18 protein-coding genes are annotated in these 18,025 nt (G+C 44.2%); 11 read left to right on the top strand and 7 right to left on the bottom strand.

The genetic code is table 11. The features are described from left to right. Window positions 1–3: 3 nt before the first annotated feature. From ACWNM1_RS01055 to ACWNM1_RS01030, 6 genes are all read left to right on the top strand, one after another. Window positions 4–2,100: a cellulose biosynthesis cyclic di-GMP-binding regulatory protein BcsB gene (locus tag ACWNM1_RS01055; protein ID WP_449599233.1), complete on the top strand. Its 2,097-nt coding sequence runs from the start codon at window positions 4–6 to the stop codon at window positions 2,098–2,100. Next, a complete protein-coding gene (locus ACWNM1_RS01050; protein WP_449599231.1) occupies window positions 2,090–2,944 on the top strand; it encodes a diguanylate cyclase domain-containing protein in 855 nt (284 codons plus the stop codon). The genes ACWNM1_RS01055 and ACWNM1_RS01050 overlap by 11 nt, the downstream gene beginning before the upstream one ends. 207 nt (window positions 2,945–3,151) lie before the next feature. Then, window positions 3,152–3,400 (top strand): type B 50S ribosomal protein L31, encoded by a 249-nt coding sequence (locus ACWNM1_RS01045; RefSeq protein ID WP_042131530.1) that lies wholly within the window; start codon window positions 3,152–3,154, stop codon window positions 3,398–3,400. A gap of 132 nt (window positions 3,401–3,532) precedes the next feature. Then, window positions 3,533–4,054: a YcxB family protein gene (locus ACWNM1_RS01040; RefSeq protein ID WP_449599230.1), complete on the top strand. Its 522-nt coding sequence runs from the start codon at window positions 3,533–3,535 to the stop codon at window positions 4,052–4,054. 92 nt (window positions 4,055–4,146) lie between these two features. After that, on the top strand, window positions 4,147–5,721 hold the full coding sequence (locus ACWNM1_RS01035; RefSeq protein WP_449599228.1) for a diguanylate cyclase: 1,575 nt from the start codon (window positions 4,147–4,149) through the stop codon (window positions 5,719–5,721). Window positions 5,722–5,739: 18 nt separating this feature from the next. Further along, complete coding sequence (locus ACWNM1_RS01030; protein WP_449599401.1) at window positions 5,740–6,447, top strand: DNA alkylation repair protein; 708 nt, start codon at window positions 5,740–5,742, stop codon at window positions 6,445–6,447. 77 nt (window positions 6,448–6,524) lie between these two features. On the opposite strand, the gene ACWNM1_RS01025 is transcribed toward ACWNM1_RS01030, so the two are convergent. Then, window positions 6,525–7,565: a copper amine oxidase N-terminal domain-containing protein gene (locus ACWNM1_RS01025; protein WP_449599227.1), complete on the bottom strand. Its 1,041-nt coding sequence runs from the start codon at window positions 7,563–7,565 to the stop codon at window positions 6,525–6,527. A 158-nt stretch (window positions 7,566–7,723) separates the two neighbouring features. Between ACWNM1_RS01025 and ACWNM1_RS01020 the strand changes: the two genes are divergently transcribed. Continuing rightward, window positions 7,724–10,291: a DUF2339 domain-containing protein gene (locus ACWNM1_RS01020; protein WP_449599226.1), complete on the top strand. Its 2,568-nt coding sequence runs from the start codon at window positions 7,724–7,726 to the stop codon at window positions 10,289–10,291. Between the two features lie 33 nt (window positions 10,292–10,324). After that, a complete protein-coding gene (locus ACWNM1_RS01015) occupies window positions 10,325–11,038 on the top strand; it encodes an HAD family hydrolase (RefSeq protein ID WP_449599225.1) in 714 nt (237 codons plus the stop codon). A gap of 99 nt (window positions 11,039–11,137) precedes the next feature. Here the strand turns inward: ACWNM1_RS01015 and gdhA are convergent, their stop codons facing one another. Beyond that, a complete protein-coding gene (gene gdhA, locus ACWNM1_RS01010; RefSeq protein ID WP_042192743.1) occupies window positions 11,138–12,523 on the bottom strand; it encodes an NADP-specific glutamate dehydrogenase in 1,386 nt (461 codons plus the stop codon). A 239-nt stretch (window positions 12,524–12,762) separates the two neighbouring features. Here gdhA and ACWNM1_RS01005 point away from each other — a divergent pair, with 239 nt between their 5' ends. The 3 genes from ACWNM1_RS01005 to ACWNM1_RS00995 all read left to right on the top strand — a co-directional run bounded on the left by ACWNM1_RS01005 (window position 12,763) and on the right by ACWNM1_RS00995 (window position 13,849). After that, a complete protein-coding gene (locus ACWNM1_RS01005) occupies window positions 12,763–13,041 on the top strand; it encodes a hypothetical protein (RefSeq protein ID WP_060626091.1) in 279 nt (92 codons plus the stop codon). 258 nt (window positions 13,042–13,299) lie between these two features. Continuing rightward, window positions 13,300–13,500 (top strand): cold-shock protein, encoded by a 201-nt coding sequence (locus tag ACWNM1_RS01000; protein ID WP_019914790.1) that lies wholly within the window; start codon window positions 13,300–13,302, stop codon window positions 13,498–13,500. 118 nt (window positions 13,501–13,618) lie between these two features. After that, entirely contained in the window at window positions 13,619–13,849 is a 231-nt protein-coding gene (locus ACWNM1_RS00995; RefSeq protein WP_042131520.1) for a cold-shock protein, read from the top strand. A gap of 103 nt (window positions 13,850–13,952) precedes the next feature. Here the strand turns inward: ACWNM1_RS00995 and ACWNM1_RS00990 are convergent, their stop codons facing one another. From ACWNM1_RS00990 to ACWNM1_RS00970, 5 genes are all read right to left on the bottom strand, one after another. Beyond that, window positions 13,953–14,414, bottom strand: coding sequence for a VOC family protein (locus ACWNM1_RS00990; protein ID WP_449599224.1), 462 nt, complete (start codon window positions 14,412–14,414; stop codon window positions 13,953–13,955). Window positions 14,415–14,460: 46 nt separating this feature from the next. Next, window positions 14,461–14,928, bottom strand: a complete 468-nt coding sequence (locus ACWNM1_RS00985) for a VOC family protein (protein WP_449599223.1) — start codon at window positions 14,926–14,928, stop codon at window positions 14,461–14,463. Further along, window positions 14,925–15,488, bottom strand: a complete 564-nt coding sequence (locus ACWNM1_RS00980; RefSeq protein ID WP_449599221.1) for an NADPH-dependent FMN reductase — start codon at window positions 15,486–15,488, stop codon at window positions 14,925–14,927. Before ACWNM1_RS00980 ends, ACWNM1_RS00985 begins: the two co-directional genes overlap by 4 nt. Before the next feature lie 151 nt (window positions 15,489–15,639). Next, window positions 15,640–16,332, bottom strand: coding sequence for a response regulator (locus ACWNM1_RS00975; RefSeq protein WP_449599220.1), 693 nt, complete (start codon window positions 16,330–16,332; stop codon window positions 15,640–15,642). Between the two features lie 16 nt (window positions 16,333–16,348). Continuing rightward, a complete protein-coding gene (locus ACWNM1_RS00970; protein WP_449599219.1) occupies window positions 16,349–18,025 on the bottom strand; it encodes a GAF domain-containing sensor histidine kinase in 1,677 nt (558 codons plus the stop codon).

Genomic DNA, 18,025 nt, shown 5'->3' with positions numbered 1-18,025 from the left:
AACATGATGATGAAAAAACAAATGGTTATACTGTTAACCTGCCTCTCTCTTTTTCTAATTCAATTGAATGTTGCAGCCGCCGAGGCTCCGCCTCAGGATACTAGATTAACCTACACAACGTCTTTCACAGGAACAGATACAGCGTTAAAGGGTTCGAGTGCTCAGCAGCAATATTTTGAGGTCATGGATTATTGGAATGTGGATGAGATCAGAATTAACCTGCACTTTCAAATTTCGCAAATTACTAAGGAGCAGATTTCTAGCGTTACATTAACGCTAAATGGCAGCCCATTCTATACATTTAGACCCTCTCTAAGAGATAATGGCGAACAACAGCTGGTCCTTCAGGCACCTAAAGGGTTTCTAAAAAAAGGAACCAATACGCTTGGAATTCAGGGCTATTTGCAGTCGAACTATACAGATGAACAATCTTGTTCTGTCGATTATGATTTTGATAATTGGCTGCATCTGTTTAATACATCCAGTATTAGCGTGATGTATACGCCGAAGCCCTTGACTGGAGGGGTTAGTGACTTTAGCGAGCGCTTCTCTGGCGTTGATACTTTAACGAAGAATTATAGTGTGCTGACCGTACCGGATAAAAGCACAGGGGCAGAATTGGAGTCGGCTACGTATGCGCTCTCCGGGCTTGTGAAGGGGAATACATTGGACAATAGAACGATTCCAATGCTTCCCTACCGGTCAGATGCGGTGAAGAATAAAGCTGCGGTTGTACTGGTAGCTATGTATGACCGAGTACCAAGTGGGCTAAAGGCTCAGCTAAGCACCTCTGAAGATTTAAGTACACATGCACTGCTGCAGTTAGTGAATAAGGATACTCAGCCGACACTTGTCGTAACCTCGAAGGATGAGAACTTACTGATTAAAGCAGGCCGTTTTGTTGCGAATGAAGAGTTATTGGGTCAAATCAGCAGTGATTTAAAGGTGGTCGATGATGCTACAGAAGTATCTGCACCACCCCTTTCGATTAGCTCCAATATTTCGCTTACAGAAACGGGCGATAAACTCACTGGGGCACGTCATCAGGAGCAGACATACTTTGTTGCACTGCCCTCTAACCGCTCGATTGCAGATTCAGGCAGAGTCAGATTGGATTTCCGTTATGCACAGAATTTAGATTTCGACCGTTCATTAGTGACTGTCAGCATCAACAACACACCCATTGGCAGCAAGAAGCTGACCAAAGAGCTGGCGAATGGCGATAAGCTGGATCTTCCAGTTCCCCAAAGCTTGAATATTTCGGGTAATTTCACGGTAAATGTAGCCTTTGATTTGGAGCTGAAGGGAGCCGAATGTATTTTAGATAAGCAACAAATGCCGTGGGCGTATATTAGCAAAGATTCTGTAATGCGTCTTAATACTAAGGATCGTACGGATCTTTTGTTTAATAACTATCCTTATCCGTTCATTCGAGACGGGCTTTACAATCAAGTAGCAGTCGTTCTACCACAAGAAATGGATGATTATTCATATTTGAGTTTAGCTAATGTATTTAATCTATTGGGAAAATACGCTAGCGGAAATATAGGTAACATTCAGTTCTACACGGATAACATTAGCGCTGATCATTTGAAGAATAATAATGTCATCGCCATAGGCACGTATAAGAATAATAAGGTCATCCGTGATCATAATGATAAGCTCTATTTTCAATATAACGGGAACGGAACAGCGATTCGCTCCAATGAGAAGATGAGTATTGAAGATCATTACGGTGCTCAAATCGGTACACTGCAGCTGATTGAATCGCCATTTGAGGCGGGACGGGGGTTGCTTGCTGTTACGGGTGCCCACTCTGAAGAGTACTATTTGGCGTCGAAGTTGATCGCAACAGAGCGGGACAAATGGAAGGTGTTTGGCGATGGGGTAATCGTTGATAAGGACGGTAATGTCAATGCGCACCGTTTCAAGATCATTACTGGAGCAGCAGAGGATTCCGTGGTTAAAAAAATAGCGGAACGAACGGACGTGCTGAGTTTCATTATCGTAATTGTGCTGGTGCTGACACTGGTGATTCTATCGCTGATCCTGCTGCTTCGTAAACACATGAAGAAACGTGGTGATAAGCGTGAGACGTAATCGCAGCGGTTTAGTTTCAGATATCGCTCTTTTATCGTTCCTGGTGCTTCTTTTTATTTGTATTGTCTTCATTTCAGGGGCACCTGACGATTATATCCAGAATATTATCATTTTAAATGTGGCTTTTATTCTGGCGATTGTTACGTATTTTACAACGGTGACTGCAGGGCTGGTCTTGAACCTGGTGTTTATATTTGCGTATGGCTTCTACACGATGTATCAGACGATATCTTTGGGAGAGACAATTGGACTGAATACTTACTTCTGGCTAATTATGACCCCATTGTTAACAGTGGTGCTGTGGGTATTTACACGAAGCAATCGTGAGATGCAGGCTGAAAATCAGCGTTTGGAGAAAAAGACTGCTAATATGGCCATCATCGACGAGAACACAGATCTGCGTAACAGTATTTCTTTTCAGAAGGATGCTGCCTTATTTACAGGCATTTCGACTCGATATCAGATTCCACTCACACTGCTTGTAGTGAAAGTGAAATACTGGAATGAGATTAGACGTATTATTCCCGAAGATAAGCTGGCTGAGGCCATTCACGACGTATCTCAGCTTAGTCAGGCCAGCATTCGTACCAATGATGCATTGTATTTACTGGACAAAGATGACGCAACATGGGGCCTTCTGCTGTTCACCGACAACGATGGAGCAAAAATCGTGATCGAGCGGATTAAATTGAAGCTTCAAGAGCTTAATGATACTGAATTTGTCAAAAAGTATAAAGTTAGCCTCGGTCTCAAAATAGGTGCTGTAGAATATCAATCCAGCACTATTGAGAACCCGTTAGATTTTATTGTTCAGGCAAAAAAACAACTGGAGTATGATGTATAAGTCAGTTGAACGTAAGGGAATATAAGGAATATCGGATAGTAGTTGACTTTACATGTCGATTTCACGTATGATGGAGTGGTGGTCTAAATCGTAAGATTTACGAATTTTCCTACGTTTATTAGGTTATACTTATAGATAAACCTACAGATCATTTGGTTAATTTACCATAAAGGCTCCACTAATTTGTTCAGAAGGAGGACGATCAGAATGAGAGAAGGCATACATCCAAAGTACAACAAGGTTATTTTCATGGATGCAAGCGTAGGCTTCAAATTCTTGAGTGCATCTACAAAATCATCCAATGAAACAATGGAATGGGAAGATGGTAACACTTATCCTGTTATTCGCGTGGACGCAAGTTCCGCATCCCACCCATTTTACACTGGTAAACAAAGAGATACAGAACAAGGCGGCCGTGTTGACAAGTTCAAACAACGTCTTGCACAAAAGAAATAAGAATCCTTACGGATTAAAAAGGGACAACCCATTTAGAAGCGATGGCTTCAGGGATGTCCCTTTTTTGTGTTCAGACATGTTAGAATGAAATGGAATTGACAAATTTCGATAGTGGCAGGGGAGCGATTAGTAATGGAAAATGAAATAAAAGTAGATACCGTCCTTAAGAGTGAGGACGTTCAGGAGTTTAACCTATGGTTCAGCTTGAATAGCCGTATTATACTTAGCTCTTTCAGTGTGGTTGCTTATTTTGTGATTTTACTGTTAATTACAAAGGATTACAGTATTAAAAATATTTCAATCCTTGCTGTGACTGCTGTGATACTTGCCGCTATTTTATGGTATATGACCAAATCAAGTTTGACCAAAAAATCTAAAAAAGCCTTCGCAACAGACAGTTTAGCCCAGCAGCCTCAGAGCTATTCCGTATCAGATGAGGGTATAAAGTACGTATCTGAGGCAGGTTCCGGGCAAGTGAAATGGGAAGAGATACATAAAATAGGTGAAACGATGAACCTGTTCGTGTTTTTTGTGTCTTCTAATCGAGCGCTGATTATCCCTAAACGGTACTTTCAGTCGGTACAAGATAAAGATGCATTTAAGGACTTGGCCAGAAAGTATATGTTCTCCCATCGAGTAAAGTTCAAATCGTAAGATGTACAGATGTGCTGGTATTTGTTGATTCATTTGTAGGATTGATTAGGATATAATGATAGGAGCGACTTGAAAAATAGGAGAAATATGGCATGCCGTGGATTCAAGGATATCCGTATTACTTATTAATGGGCAGTGTTCTAAGCTTTTACATGGGCATCAGCTCCTATCGACATCGAAAGTCGGCGGGAAGACGCTATTTATGGATCTTAATGCTGCTGGTCAGCCTCATATTTATTGCAACGGCGGGAGAGATCATGTCATCCTCTTTTCAGGCTAAGCTGTGGTGGAAGAATATGCAGCAGGCTCCGCTTTTTTTAAGTGCGTTATTTACATATGCTGTCGTTAAAGAATATGTGTCTCCTTCCGTGGAACGCCTACCTGTAAAACTTGCTATTTTCTCGATTCCAGTTGCTTTGGACGTACTGCTTATTTTTACGGATACCTATCATCATCTAATGCGTAGTGAAGTGGGCATGGCCACTGTTGCGGGTGTTAGTGGAATTACTGTAAAGCCTACGCTTCTTAGCATGGCTTTTATTTCTTATGATCAGCTATTTGGTCTATATGCGGTCTGCTTGCTAGCTGTTTCCTTAATGAATAGACCGACAGCCTTTTTGCGACGTGCGTTCTTACTATTTGCTGGGTTACTGGTTCCGGTCGTTTCTGTTTTTTTACTTCCCTTGTTGAAGATCACGCTTACAGGCTTTACGGCCTTCACTTATCTACCCGCAATTATAGCGGCTTATTTGTGTTTATTCATTGACTCTAAATCTACGATCTATCCTTTAACTAAAATTAAAATCCTGGAGCATATGAAAGACGGCGTAGTTTTGACAGACCGGAATGATAGTATCATTGGTATAAATGAGGCTGCAACCTCCATTTTGTTTGAGATTACCGGGATATCGAATGAGACCTGGATGGGGAAAAATATTGATCTTTTTATGAGGCATCACCAGGACATTGGCACTCATTATAGTCAAAGGACCGAAGGACAGTTCGAGATTGTATGTACTGGAATAAGAGAGGTTTGTTATGGGGTTTCATTGATAGCGACTGAACATCAGGCAACAGAGAACAAGGGGATGCTAATTGTTTTTAGTGACCATAGTGAAAAGAAGCGGTATGAACGTGAATTGGTCTATCAAGCAACGGTAGATGATTTGACGGGACTTTATAATCGCAGGCACTTTATGCAAATGGTGCAAAATCAAACGATTCCGGACGGACTAGGACTGGCGCTGTTGTTATTTGATATCGATGATTTTAAGTTAATTAATGATACCTATGGTCATTTAGCAGGAGATCAGGCATTAGTTGATTTCTCGAATAAAATACTTCAGGTGTACCAAAACAAAGGCATTGCCGGAAGAGTCGGGGGCGAGGAGTTTGCTGTATGCTTTTTTGCTGAGGATAAACGTGCAGCCTTGATGGAAGCAGAGGATTTTCGCACTACGATGAGTGATTACAAAATAATTTTGAGCGAACACGATAGTATTCAGCTTACCGCTAGCATCGGAATTTCTTTTACAGAGCGCAGAGAGGTGACTTTTGAAGATTTGTATAGGGAAGCGGATGAAGCGTTATATCGTTCCAAGAATTCGGGCAAGAATAGAGTAACGCTGGGTCGTGAGCCCATTTTAAGAGAAGCGATGAAGGGATAAAGAGGTGTTCTAATGAATCTGACAATTAATGAAGTGATGAGTAAGCTCGAGGAAATGGGTACAGAGCAGACGAAGCGTACCTTCATACGACATGGTGCTAAGGAGCCTTTATTTGGAGTAAGGATAGGGGACATGAAGAAGCTGGTAAAGGATATCAAGAAAGATCAAGGTCTAGCTCGCGCTTTGTATCAGACGGGGAATTATGATGCGATGTATTTGGCAGGGCTTACAGTTGACCCCAAGACGCTTACTAAGGAAGAGCTTCAAAGCTGGGTAGTGGCAGCTTACTGCTCTGGAATAGCGGAATATACGGTAGCGTCTGTCGCTGCAGAGAGCCCTTACGCACTAGAACTTGCAAGAGAATGGATTTCTTCATCGGATGAAATGGTAGCCACCTGTGGCTGGAGCACTTATGGGAATTTCATTTCAGTTACACCGGATGATCTGCTAGACATCGCTGAGATCAGAAAGCTACTACAGCAAATACAATCTACCATTCATCAGGAACGGAATCGAGTTCGTTACACGATGAATATGTTTGTAATTATCGCCGCCAGCAGCGTAACCGAACTGCATGATGAGGCAACGCAGATTGCTGCAAGCATTGGAAAGGTCCAGGTACAAATGGGACAAACCGCATGTAAAGTACCACTGGCTGTAGATTATATTGCTAAGGTTGAACAGGCTGGAAAGCTTGGTGTGAAGAAGAAGACTTGTATTTGTTAGCAGAGTTCTCAGGCTAAAAATAATCAAACAAAAGGCCAGTTCCCGTAATTAGAGAACTGGCCTTTTTTATATGCTTCTTATTGTTGAACGGAATCTACCACGACTTTAGCAGCTGTGCCGATTGGTGGCAGGCTCTTAGTCAGCATAGGGCTGTAGAATCCTATAACTTTTGCGCCTTTTACAAGCTCGCTGCTGTTTACAGCTTTGCCATCGGTATTAATTAGCACGGTATCTTTGCTAATGCGAAGTACTACTTCTTGTTGTGACTGTTCGTTCAGACCACTGCCTTTAACGGTGATGCTGATGTTTCCTTCATCGTCTTTTTGAACTTCTTCAATGGTACCTGCAGTACCCAAAAGATCATTTTGTTTCTGCTCATCTAGAACAGTGATCTTGTAAGTTGGAGTTTGCGGTGGCAGGCTCATGGTCATGATCATGGAATGCTCTGCTTTTACGGTCATACCGATATGAAGATCTTTTAGAGCAAGCTTAGTACCGTCTGCCATTTCGATAGTCGTATCTTCACCTACATTCAGTACGATGCCATCTGTGCCTACACCCTGAATCTGAACGGATTGGTATTTGCCCTCATTATTGACAGCTGTAATCACGCCAGTCTTGGTCATATGCTCTTCCTGATTAGCAGCAGTGATCACGATGGAATCTCCCTTCACGGTCATGTTGTGGTGGATGATTTCACTTACAAAGGAAGCTGGAACGTACAAAATGGAGTCAACCAATTGTGGTGCAGTTCCAAGCGTAGTATTCATTTTGTTAATGCTATAGCGATCTTCTCCGGCTTTCACTGTAGTGAACACAGCACCATTGATAAGATCAACGGATTTAGTTTGTCCATTCCAAGTTAATTCAAAGCCAAGTGCTTCAGTAACCGAACGAAGTGGCACCATAGGCTCTTTGCCATTTGTAGTTTGGAAGCCTGTTTCTTTCAGAGCGGAACCGTTGATTTCAATCGCAAATGTTTTTTGGTTAGCGCTAACGGTAGTTTGAGCAGCATCATTTTTGGCAGAAGTTGTTGTTGGTGCGGCATAGGCTGCTCCTGTTGAAAGTGCTAGGGACAAAGTTAAAAGAACTGTACTTGTTTTTAAAATGTTGTTCATAGTTGTGAGCTCCTTTTTAAGTTCATTTGTTAGTGTTGTTATTATCTAGACGGGACATCTCTCAAATATGTTGCAGTTTTTTGCATAAAAAGGAGTAAGAGACCCTGCCGTTTGTAGTAAAATGGAAATAATAACAATCGCTCACATTAGGAGGCGCTATGGAGTCATTCAAAGATCGACTTAGATTCATGAAGGTCCAGCAGGACGGGCTTATTAAGGAATATGAAGCTCTGATTGCGGAATATGAAAGTCACGATCTGGTCAACGAGAATGAACACTTGAAGAAGCAATATGAGAAACATAAGCTTGCTTTAGTGGAGTTAAAGACTCAGGTAGGGAAGCTCCAAGAAGAGAATACGGAGCTAAAAGTTACGCTAACGGAACAAATTTTAGATGAGAAGCTTGGCATTCTTAGTCTGTCGAGACAGAAGCTGCAGACTTATTTTGCCTCTAAAAGCCTTGCCCATACGGATCGGCTGACGGCTTTTGAGATGGACACAAAGCGTCATATTCAGCAGTTGTACCAAACAGCCGCGAGGCAGCTCGGTGAGGATAAAGCGGAGTTATCCAGTCGACTTGGGGCGTTATCGGCGGAGTTAAATGAGCGTGTACTAGTGCAGCGACAAAGACTGAGGGAGTCCGAAATTGCTCTGAACTCCAGAATGGATAACGGATTACATGATTTTGCCTCAGAAGAGATCAGTGAAGAAGTATTAGAGCGTCGAAGAAAGCAAAATCAGATCGAAATGAAAATTGGACTAGGCTGGATTAACAAGCTTGGGATCTTGTTGCTGATCTTGGCCGTGGGAGCAGCATTCAGATACTCCTATTCCAATTGGTTCACCGGTTATATGAAGGGAGGCGCCTTTTTCCTACTGGGTTTACTGATGTTAGGGGGCGGGGAGTGGCTATACCGCAAAGGAAAAGGGACGTTCGCTTTAGGGTTACTTGGCGGCGGGATTTCAGTGCTGTACGGCTCTATTTTCTATAGCTATTTTTTACTGGATATTATCAGTATTTATGTAGGGCTGTCCTTATCCGTGCTCGTCACTTTGACTGCCGTGCTCCTGTCTTTAAGGTATGAATCACGAAGTATTTGTGCGTTGGGCTTAATCGGAGGGTACCTGCCACTATATTCTTATCTTGGGGCTTTCGGACTTTCAGGCAACGCAGTTTATGTGGCAATGGGCTACTTGTTTCTTCTGAATTTATTCATTCTACTAATCTCCTTCCGCAAACGCTGGAACGTGGTCAATTACATCAGCTACTTATTTAATACACCCTCCATGCTGATATTAATAGCGTTATCGGATAGCAACGGAATGAATATGATTTATGCGGTGCTGACTTTTGCGATGTATTTGGGCATTACGTTATGGTACCCGTTCAAGTATCGCTCCAAGTTGTCTTGGTGGGATTTCTCTCTACTGGGATGCAACACGTTTATTAGCTGTCTTACCTTGTATCTTCTATTTCTGGATGCAGGGCTCAAGGATTACAATGGTGCGCTGGCGCTGCTCTTCTGTCTGCTGTATCTAGGGCTTGGACGAGGGCTTGAAAAGCTGATGCCACAAGAAAAAGAAAGCATGCTGCTGTTCTACGCTACTTCGCTGACCTTTGGTATTCTGATGATTCCGTTCCAATTCGGAGCGGCTTGGTGGTCCATTGGCTGGTTGGTTGAAGGCGTTGTGCTTACCTTGTTTGGTAATCTGAATCGGTTTAAAGGGATGGAAAGGGCAGGCTGGGGGATTTTAACGCTTTGCCTTGCGGTGTTCTTCGGATTAAATGTACCCATGCAGCTAGCTATAGCCGATGAATGGTTGAATTCCGCAGACGCCTATTTTCCGCTAAAATATGTCTTCATTACTGCAGGCATGCTGATTATTGCCGTATGGTACGCCGTTCAGCATAATCGAAAGGATGTCCTACAGCGCAGTGAGCCTTACGAAATCACCTTAGCCCTGTGGTTTAAATACGCGGCATTATTGAATTTCTGGATCTATGGTTTGTATGAATCAAGAAGACTGTATCGTCTGGCTGTACCGGAGGATTTCTCGCATAGAACCTTCTATAATTTGCTGTTGTCCGCTCTGTTAACTATTGTTCTGGCCTATGTTTTGCCAAAGGTGAAGGTGCTTTATGACACGATTGTTAAGTATTTTGTAAGACTTCTCTTTGGGATCGGCTATGCTATTTGTTTGGTGATTACAGTAGGCTTGCCAAGCCTGCAGAATGATCTTTCACGTAATACCGGGGCTGATTATAGCGCACTGGGTATACTCATTATCTTCAATATTTTCGTGTGGTTTAGTGGACGTGATCTGCTGATCACCTTGCTTAAACGTGAGTATAAAAGTATGGAAATCTACCCTGTCTTCATGGGAGTGTATCTACTCGGAATCATCACCGCTTTTCTAGGGGTACAGCTGCAATTAAGCGATGCGGGATTAATATTTAGTCTTTTGTATCTGTTGATAGCAGTTCTGTTCATCATGTACGGCTTCCGCAAAAGATATGTGTATATCCGGCGCCTCGGCCTTGGATTAACGCTTCTGGCGACAGGTAAGCTGCTGCTATACGATCTGGGACTACTGAATACCGGAAGTAAAATTATCGCTTATGCCAGCTTTGGGATTTGCCTGCTCGGGATCTCCTATCTTTATCAAAAGGTGTCAAACAAAATGGAGGAGGGGCAGGCAGCGACGGAGAATGTGACTAAGGGGTAACTTATAATGTGAATCATGGGAAGGAAGACGGGGATGTATCAGACTTATATTTTCGATCTGTACGGTACACTGATTGATATTGAGACAGATGAGGAGCAATCTGAGGTATGGGAAAGGTTAGCTCTCCATTTCGGATATCAGGGACTCTCTATATCAGGAGGGGAACTGCAAGAACGGTTTTTGCGGGAGAGGGATCTTCAACTAAGTGAAGCCGCACGGAGCTGCGAGTATCCGGATTTCGTAATGGAGGAAGTGTTTCGGTCTGTGGCCCGTCAATTAGGTGGAGAACCGGATCAAGCGTGGTTATATGAAACTGTGAGATGGCTACGGACGTTATCGATGGTCCATATCTCTCTTTATGACGGTGTGGCTGAAATCCTACAAACATTAAGAGAACGTGGCAAAAAAGTATTTCTGCTCTCCAACGGGCAGAAGACATTTATTGAGGCAGAGTTAACTATGCTCGGAATCATCCATCTATTCGATGGCATTGCGATCTCTTCGGAAGCAGGGGTGAGTAAACCTGATCCGCTATTTTACAGCTACTTAGTCGACAAATATGAAGCCGATTTGAGCTCGGCTATTATGATTGGAAATGATCCTCGTACGGATATTGAGGGTGCTCTGAAGGTAGGCATAGATTCCTGCTATATTCACACGGCTTCTTCGCCGTCTAATATGGTTGTGAAGAGTACTTATTCTATATGGGATGGCGATTTGCGGCAAATCCCAGGTTGGAATTCATAGTTGTACAAAAAAGTCCCCGTACCCGGCTTCTTACTCACCGGTTACGGGGACTTCGTATATCGGACGTTTAGGATTACAACGCCGTTTGTTTATGCTTGATTAGATTACGCCTTCAGCCAACATAGCATCGGCTACTTTTTTGAATCCAGCGATATTCGCTCCTGCAACGAGGTTGCCAGACTGTCCATACTGCTCGGATGCATCTACAGACTGTTGATAGATGGAAACCATGATCTCATGCAGTTTCGTATCAACTTCTTCAAAGCTCCAGGACATACGCATGCTGTTTTGGGCCATTTCAAGCGCAGATACAGCTACGCCGCCAGCATTAGCAGCTTTGGCAGGTGCGAATAGCACGCCAGCTTGTTGGAACTGGTGAATAGCTTCAAGGGTGGATGGCATATTGGCGCCTTCGCCTACTGCTTTAACACCATTCTCAATCAGTTTCAATGCCATGGCTTCATCAATCTCATTCTGAGTAGCACTCGGAAGGGCGATATCACAAGGAATAGTCCAAATTTGCGTGGAATCTTCGGTATACACAGCGTTAGGGTGTTCATTCACATATTCACTTATCCGTTTTCTTTCGACTTCTTTCAGGCGGCGGACAGTTTCGAGGTTAATGCCGTTTTCGTCATAGATATATCCAGCGGAGTCACTACAAGCTACAACTGTTGCACCTAGCTGTACAGCTTTTTCAATCGCATAGATCGCTACGTTACCAGACCCGGAAACAACAACGCGACTTCCTTCAAAGGAAAGGCCTTTTGCTTTCAGCATCTCGTTTACGAAATAAACTGTACCGTAACCAGTAGCTTCTGTCCGAGCCTGACTTCCGCCGTAACCAATACCTTTACCAGTCAATACGCCAGCCGGATATCCTCCGCGGATCCGCTTGTATTGTCCGTACATGTAGCCAATCTCACGACCACCTACACCGATATCTCCTGCAGGAACGTCCTGGTCAGGCCCGATGTAATTTTGCAATTCAGTCATGAAGCTTTGTGCAAAACGCATGATTTCGCCTTCGGATTTTCCTTTAGGATCAAAGTCGGATCCGCCTTTACCTCCGCCGATGTGTTGACCGGTAAGAGCGTTTTTGAAGATTTGCTCAAAGCCGAGGAATTTGATAATACTAGCATTAACGGATGGGTGAAAACGAAGTCCACCTTTGTAAGGTCCAATGGCACTGCTGAACTGTACACGATATCCACGGTTAACTCTGACCTTACCTTGATCATCTGTCCAAGGAACACGGAACATAATCAAACGTTCTGGCTCAACCAATCTTTCCAGAATGGCATTTTCCTGATACTTAGGTTCAGCAGCCAGGATTGGAAGCAAAGATTCAAGGATTTCCTTTACAGCCTGATGGAATTCGGGCTCGAAAGGATTACGCGCAACAACCTGTGCGTATACGTCTTCGATATAACGATGTGCCTTGTTGCTGTTTGTGTCTAATTGCTGGGAAGATACAGAGCTCATGAATTCAACCGCCTTTTCTAGTATTCAATTTGGTCCAACACTTTTTTTATATTTTGGCACAAGTCAATGTTCCTCACAACTGTTTTTATTAAATAACTTACCTGAAGTGGAATGTTGTAGAGCCCGTGTTAGCAAGAAAAGTGTGAACAAACCGCGGTATACTTCGCGTAATGACGCGTTAAAGCGTGAAATATGCTACAATGGATGTGTAATAATTGTAGGGAGATGAAATTTGAAAAATGAGTGACAAATTAAACGAGCAGGAATTAGTAACAGTATTATCTGCCAAAACCAAAGTAGATCCTAAATTAATTCGTTTAGTATTGAAGCATGAACAGACCTTTATCAATAATGCCAAGGCCAATGCCAAAGGCGAGGTAGACATCGACAATGATGATCTGGTTGACTATGTTGTTGCCCAGCGTGATGTGAAGCTGGATGAAATCACAGTAGAGACGATTCTTGATGCGGAGATGGATTACTTAATGGATAAAGGGCTGGCAGGATACATCGATTAACCCTTGTGCATTTCCGGCTCTAAAGCCTTTAATATAAGAGGATATAGAGCCGGAATGAAAAAAGTAGGCATTTACATTGCATTCAATGATTTAGTGTGGTACAATGAAGTTAATCATAAATTTAACCCTTAATTCACATATTGTAAAAGGTTATCATTTGTGCGTATGAGTCCTTTTCCAATGTGTGAATTTTTATTTGTTCGTACACTACGTAGGAATAAAAGGACATGTGTTAAATAAAATATTGGAGGTAATATCATGCAAACAGGTACAGTTAAATGGTTTAATGCAGACAAAGGATTTGGTTTTATCGAGGTTGAAGGTGGAAGCGACGTATTCGTACACTTCTCCGCAATCACAGGCGACGGATTTAAATCTTTGGACGAAGGCCAACGCGTTGAGTTCAACGTAACTCAAGGCGCTCGTGGACCACAAGCCGAAAACGTTGTAAAACTGTAATTCGAAAATTAGGCTGCCCTTAACACAAGTTGAGGGCAGCTTTTTTATTTTTCATCTTATGAATCTGCCCCTAATAGGGTGGCGAAATCGTCTCGATTCGATCCAAGGAGGGGTACTTATGTATTTTCGTAAAAAAGCACTGGAGGATCTTCCGCAGGAAGACACAGCCATTTGGTCTTGTACCAAGGAAGGTTGCACCGGTTGGATGCGCGATAACTTTGCATTTCAGTACGTACCTACCTGCTGGCAATGTAACTCTCCCATGACGAGAAGTATGAAGATACTGCCAATGCTTGTGAACACGAATTCAGATATGAAGGCTATGAAGAAAGGCATCACGATTAAGTAACAGCCTTTACTAAAACCATGCTAGAGATGGTTAAAAAGAAGCAGCTAACATACTCAAACAGCTGGACCCTTGATGGTGGGCAGCTGTTTTTTGTTTGAGTATTTTAGTTCTGTTCGAGCAATTTGTCCCACTCGGTTAAGATGATGTTCTCTGAGAGATGCTTCAAATGTTCAGGAACCTCTACATGGCACATCAATTCCAGGCTGTTGCCGTCCGGGTCGTTGAAGTACACAGAAGCATTCCCTTGATAAGCTCGAATAAAAGGCTCAACGGAAGTTCGATTACGGAACGGAACAGCGTCTAACCCAATGGATTCCAGCCATTGCAGTGATTGCTTCAGATCCTCATAAGTTACGCGGAAGGCAATATGCCGTAAAGATGGGTGGTATGGCGTTTCTACTTCCTTTCCTTCCCAAATGCCGATCCAACTCCGACCTTCCTCAATCCAGAAGAATGCAGTTTCCTCATCCCGCCAGGCCATTTTTAATCCCAATTTCTCATAAAATTCGATAGATACCTCAAGATTACTTACTGGTAAATGTGCTTCGTATAGTCCTTTTATCATATTCTCGTCTCCTCGTGTGCAGGCTTAGCCTGAATGTTATCAATAACTACCAGGTTCTTCCGTGTATTAGTTCCCATTCTTTCCAGGGTACCATTCCTAGCTCAGGTCTGGGTGAATCAGGCAGTACAGCTAGGAACTCTAAGGAATGACCATCTGGATCACTGAAATACACGGATACGGCTGGCATCCAGCCAAATACATACAATTGTCCCTTATCATCATCGAGGAAGTTGGAGGCTTCAATCCCCTTGGCCTTCAGGTAGGATACTGACTGCTTCATATCCTCAAACGTTACTTGGAAAGCAAAGTGCTGACGCACAACCTCGGAAGGTGCCTTCTCCCAAATTCCCAGCATGGCCTGATTACGATCTTCTCCAATCCAGTAAAATCGCCGCTTGCGGCCCTCAGTATTCTCCGAATGTGCTAAGGGTAGTCCCAGAACATGAGCATAGAAATGAGCAGATTGTTCAAGGTTAGTCACGTTCAGATGGGTTTCAAACAGTCCTTTGATCATAGCGCGGCACCTGCCGGGCTATTGATTTTGCGAGCTAAATTTAGGAATGATTCTAAGACTAGGCGAATGCGATCTTCAATTTCTTGGCCGCCCTCATACCCGTCGTATTCAACCTCGAACCGCTTGCGCTGCATCCCACCGATGGAGATCCAGTCTGGCGTATTAATCCCATGTAGATTGCGTACAACCGCCTGCAATTGAAGCAATGAGCTTACACCTATAGCTCCACCTGCAGAGCTAGCGGACAATACCACTTTGCCGTTGAAGTGTGTCTGGCCTAGATGGTCGAGAGCATTTTTCATCACGCCGCTCATGGAACCGTGGTATTCCGGGGTAATCAGGATGATTGCGTTCGCAGTTAGCATCTCTTGATGGAGGGCGCTTAGATGCTCATGCTCCGCGTAAGACTCATCTGGTGAATAAAAGGGCAGCGGGCGTTTATGGAGATTAAACAGGGTGACTTGTTCGCCTTGCTGATTAATAAAATGTGTGGCATGCTCTGCCAACTTGGTGCTAGTCGCTTCTTTTCGATTGCTGCCTGTCAGGATCATGACTTTCATCTGTATCCACTCCTATAAGGTCGATTGCTATAAACCAATGATAGCTGAATCGACATTTGTTGACGTCAGCACATGGAATGAACCTGCATAATAAAAACGCTCAGCAATTGTGCTGAGCGTCTAAGACTATAGTTGTAGATGAGCTGTGGCGCTATGAGTTGTAGCCGCTTTTCAATGCAAAAATGGCAGCTTGAGTCCGATCTGATAAGTTCAGCTTTCCTAGTACATGACTGACATGTGTCTTAACAGTCTTCTCGGTGATGACCAGCTTACTGGCAATCTCTTTGTTGCTCATACCTAGTGCAATGAGGTCTAACACCTCCTGCTCTCGCGGAGTAAGAAGCTCAGATCCGGTGATTGTAACCGATGTAGTACTGGATCCATTCAGATCTGAGTTGCTAACATTCAGTTGTTCTGGTGTAGAAGCTGCCATTAGATTCATCAGTTGACTGGCAGCTGCGGAATGCAGCTCAACTTGACCACTGTGTACCTTGCGGATGGCGACTACCAGCGCTTCTGGTTCTATGTCTTTTAGCAAATATCCTTTGATCCCTACGCGGATAGCAGGGAGTACATGATCCTGATCTGAAAAGGAGGTCAACACAATGATTTTGACCTGTGGATGGGAGATCCGTAGCTGTTTAGCTGTCTCGATACCGTCCATAACAGGCATGTTCAAATCCATTAATATGATATCCGGCTGGAGCTCAGCCGTTCTCTCTAGTGCCTCGCGGCCGTTCGACGCTTCTCCGATAACCTTGATGTCCGGTTGTGTCGAGAGAAACACTTGTAGCCCTCGACGAACCATTGCATGATCGTCAACCAGTAATAAACCTATTGTCATTTGTGATCACCCGACTTCATGTGGATTGGAGGGGCAAAGGGATGGTTACCTCAACTGTTGTGCCTTGATGCTCCTCACTGTGGATATGAATACGGCCGTAGAGCGCCTCAGCTCTTTCCTTCATAATATGCAGGCCGAGAGATTCATTGGTGTCTGTGTTACAGCGCCGTTTGGCACCGCCCTTGCCCTGATCGGCAATGCTCAGTATCACCTCGGTAGCGTTCAAATGTAGTGATACTTCAGCTTTAGAAGCTCCGGAGTGCTTGCGTACATTGTTGAGCGCTTCTTGACCAATGCGCAGAAGCCCTTCTTCCACATTGCGGGGAAGTTCGAGTACACCGCTGCGCTCTGTCTGTATCAACAGCCCTAGTTGCTGACCATGAGCCTGCAGCGCGGTCAATAACCCGGCTTCCAGTCCTGCAGGACGAAGCTGCATGATTAAAGCACGCATTTCTTTGAGTGCAGATTGCGAGAGCTCTTGAATATCGCGGACCGCCTCAGCAGCCGGATGGGAGGTGTGCTCTTGCTTCAGCATGCTTTCTACACCTTTGGCCGTCATCGAGAGGGAGAACAGAATTTGGTTCACCGAGTCGTGGAGGTCACGGGCCAGTCGATTCCGCTCGTCCAGACGCGCGATTTCGCGGCGCTTCTCTCCGAGCTGTACACTTTCCAGTGTAGCTGAAATGTGCTCGGCAATCGCTTCGAGTACTTCTCCATCTGCGGTTGCGGAGGCGAGTGCTTTAGGCGAGGTGATGAGTAGAATGGCTGAACCATGTGCAGTAATCTGCCGAAAGGGGACGGCAAGCATTACAACTCGCTCTGTAACAGGCTGTTCGGAACAGCATGAGTTCGTAATTTCCTGTTCTTCGTCAGAGGTTAATGTTGCGAAGCGCTGTCCTTTTGCAATATCCCTTAGACGATTCTTAAAGGAATCCGAGAGCTCAAAAGGAGCTAATTCAGGTGTTATATTAGCTGCATGAGCGGCTGCATGTACTTCGAATTTGCCCTCATGTTGTCCAATGATCGCTGCAAAAGGCCAATCGAAATATTGGCCAATCAGGGCGGTGGTTTTCTCCACCAGAATGCTTGGGGAGATGCATTCACTAGCCGTTAGATTCAAAGCAGCGCTGAACTCCCCTAATTTGGCGTACAGATTGGCACGGCGCTGCTCGGTGCTATATAACTGCATGCGTTCAATGGCACTGCCAATTTGCAGGGCCACGGATTGTAGCAGAGCCAGCTCACTGTCGGGGTAATGTGCTTTGCCCGGTGCGGCTACATTCATAAGTCCTAGGTAGCGATCACCTGAATGCAGTGGGATAGTGGCGTGGTGGGTGATCCCCAACGTATCGCCCCAGTTATATTGCCTGGCATTACTCAGCCGCTTGCAGTTTAGAATGTTAACAGCATGTTCTAGCCGTCCGTTCCATAGGCGGTCTAAGCACCAGCAGCTTCCACACTGCATCGGCTGTTTATTGTCCCGTTGCAGCGCTGGCGGTAAACCCCGATCTGCGGCGAATTCATACTCCATATTCTCTTCGCTCAGGAAGATCCAGCCTGCCGTATTTCCTGTTAGATCTAACAGCTTGCCCATAACTGTATCGAGCATCGGTTTGAGCTCATTGGAACTGTTTAAGGTCTCCGCAATCGTCTTGAGCGTCAATAACTCGTGGATCCCGGTTTCTTCCGGCAT

It is taken from the genome of Paenibacillus sp. Marseille-Q9583, assembly GCF_976954365.1.
The sequence above is the reverse complement of the archived record's forward strand: the minus strand, read 5'-3'. Positions and strand labels throughout refer to the sequence as shown.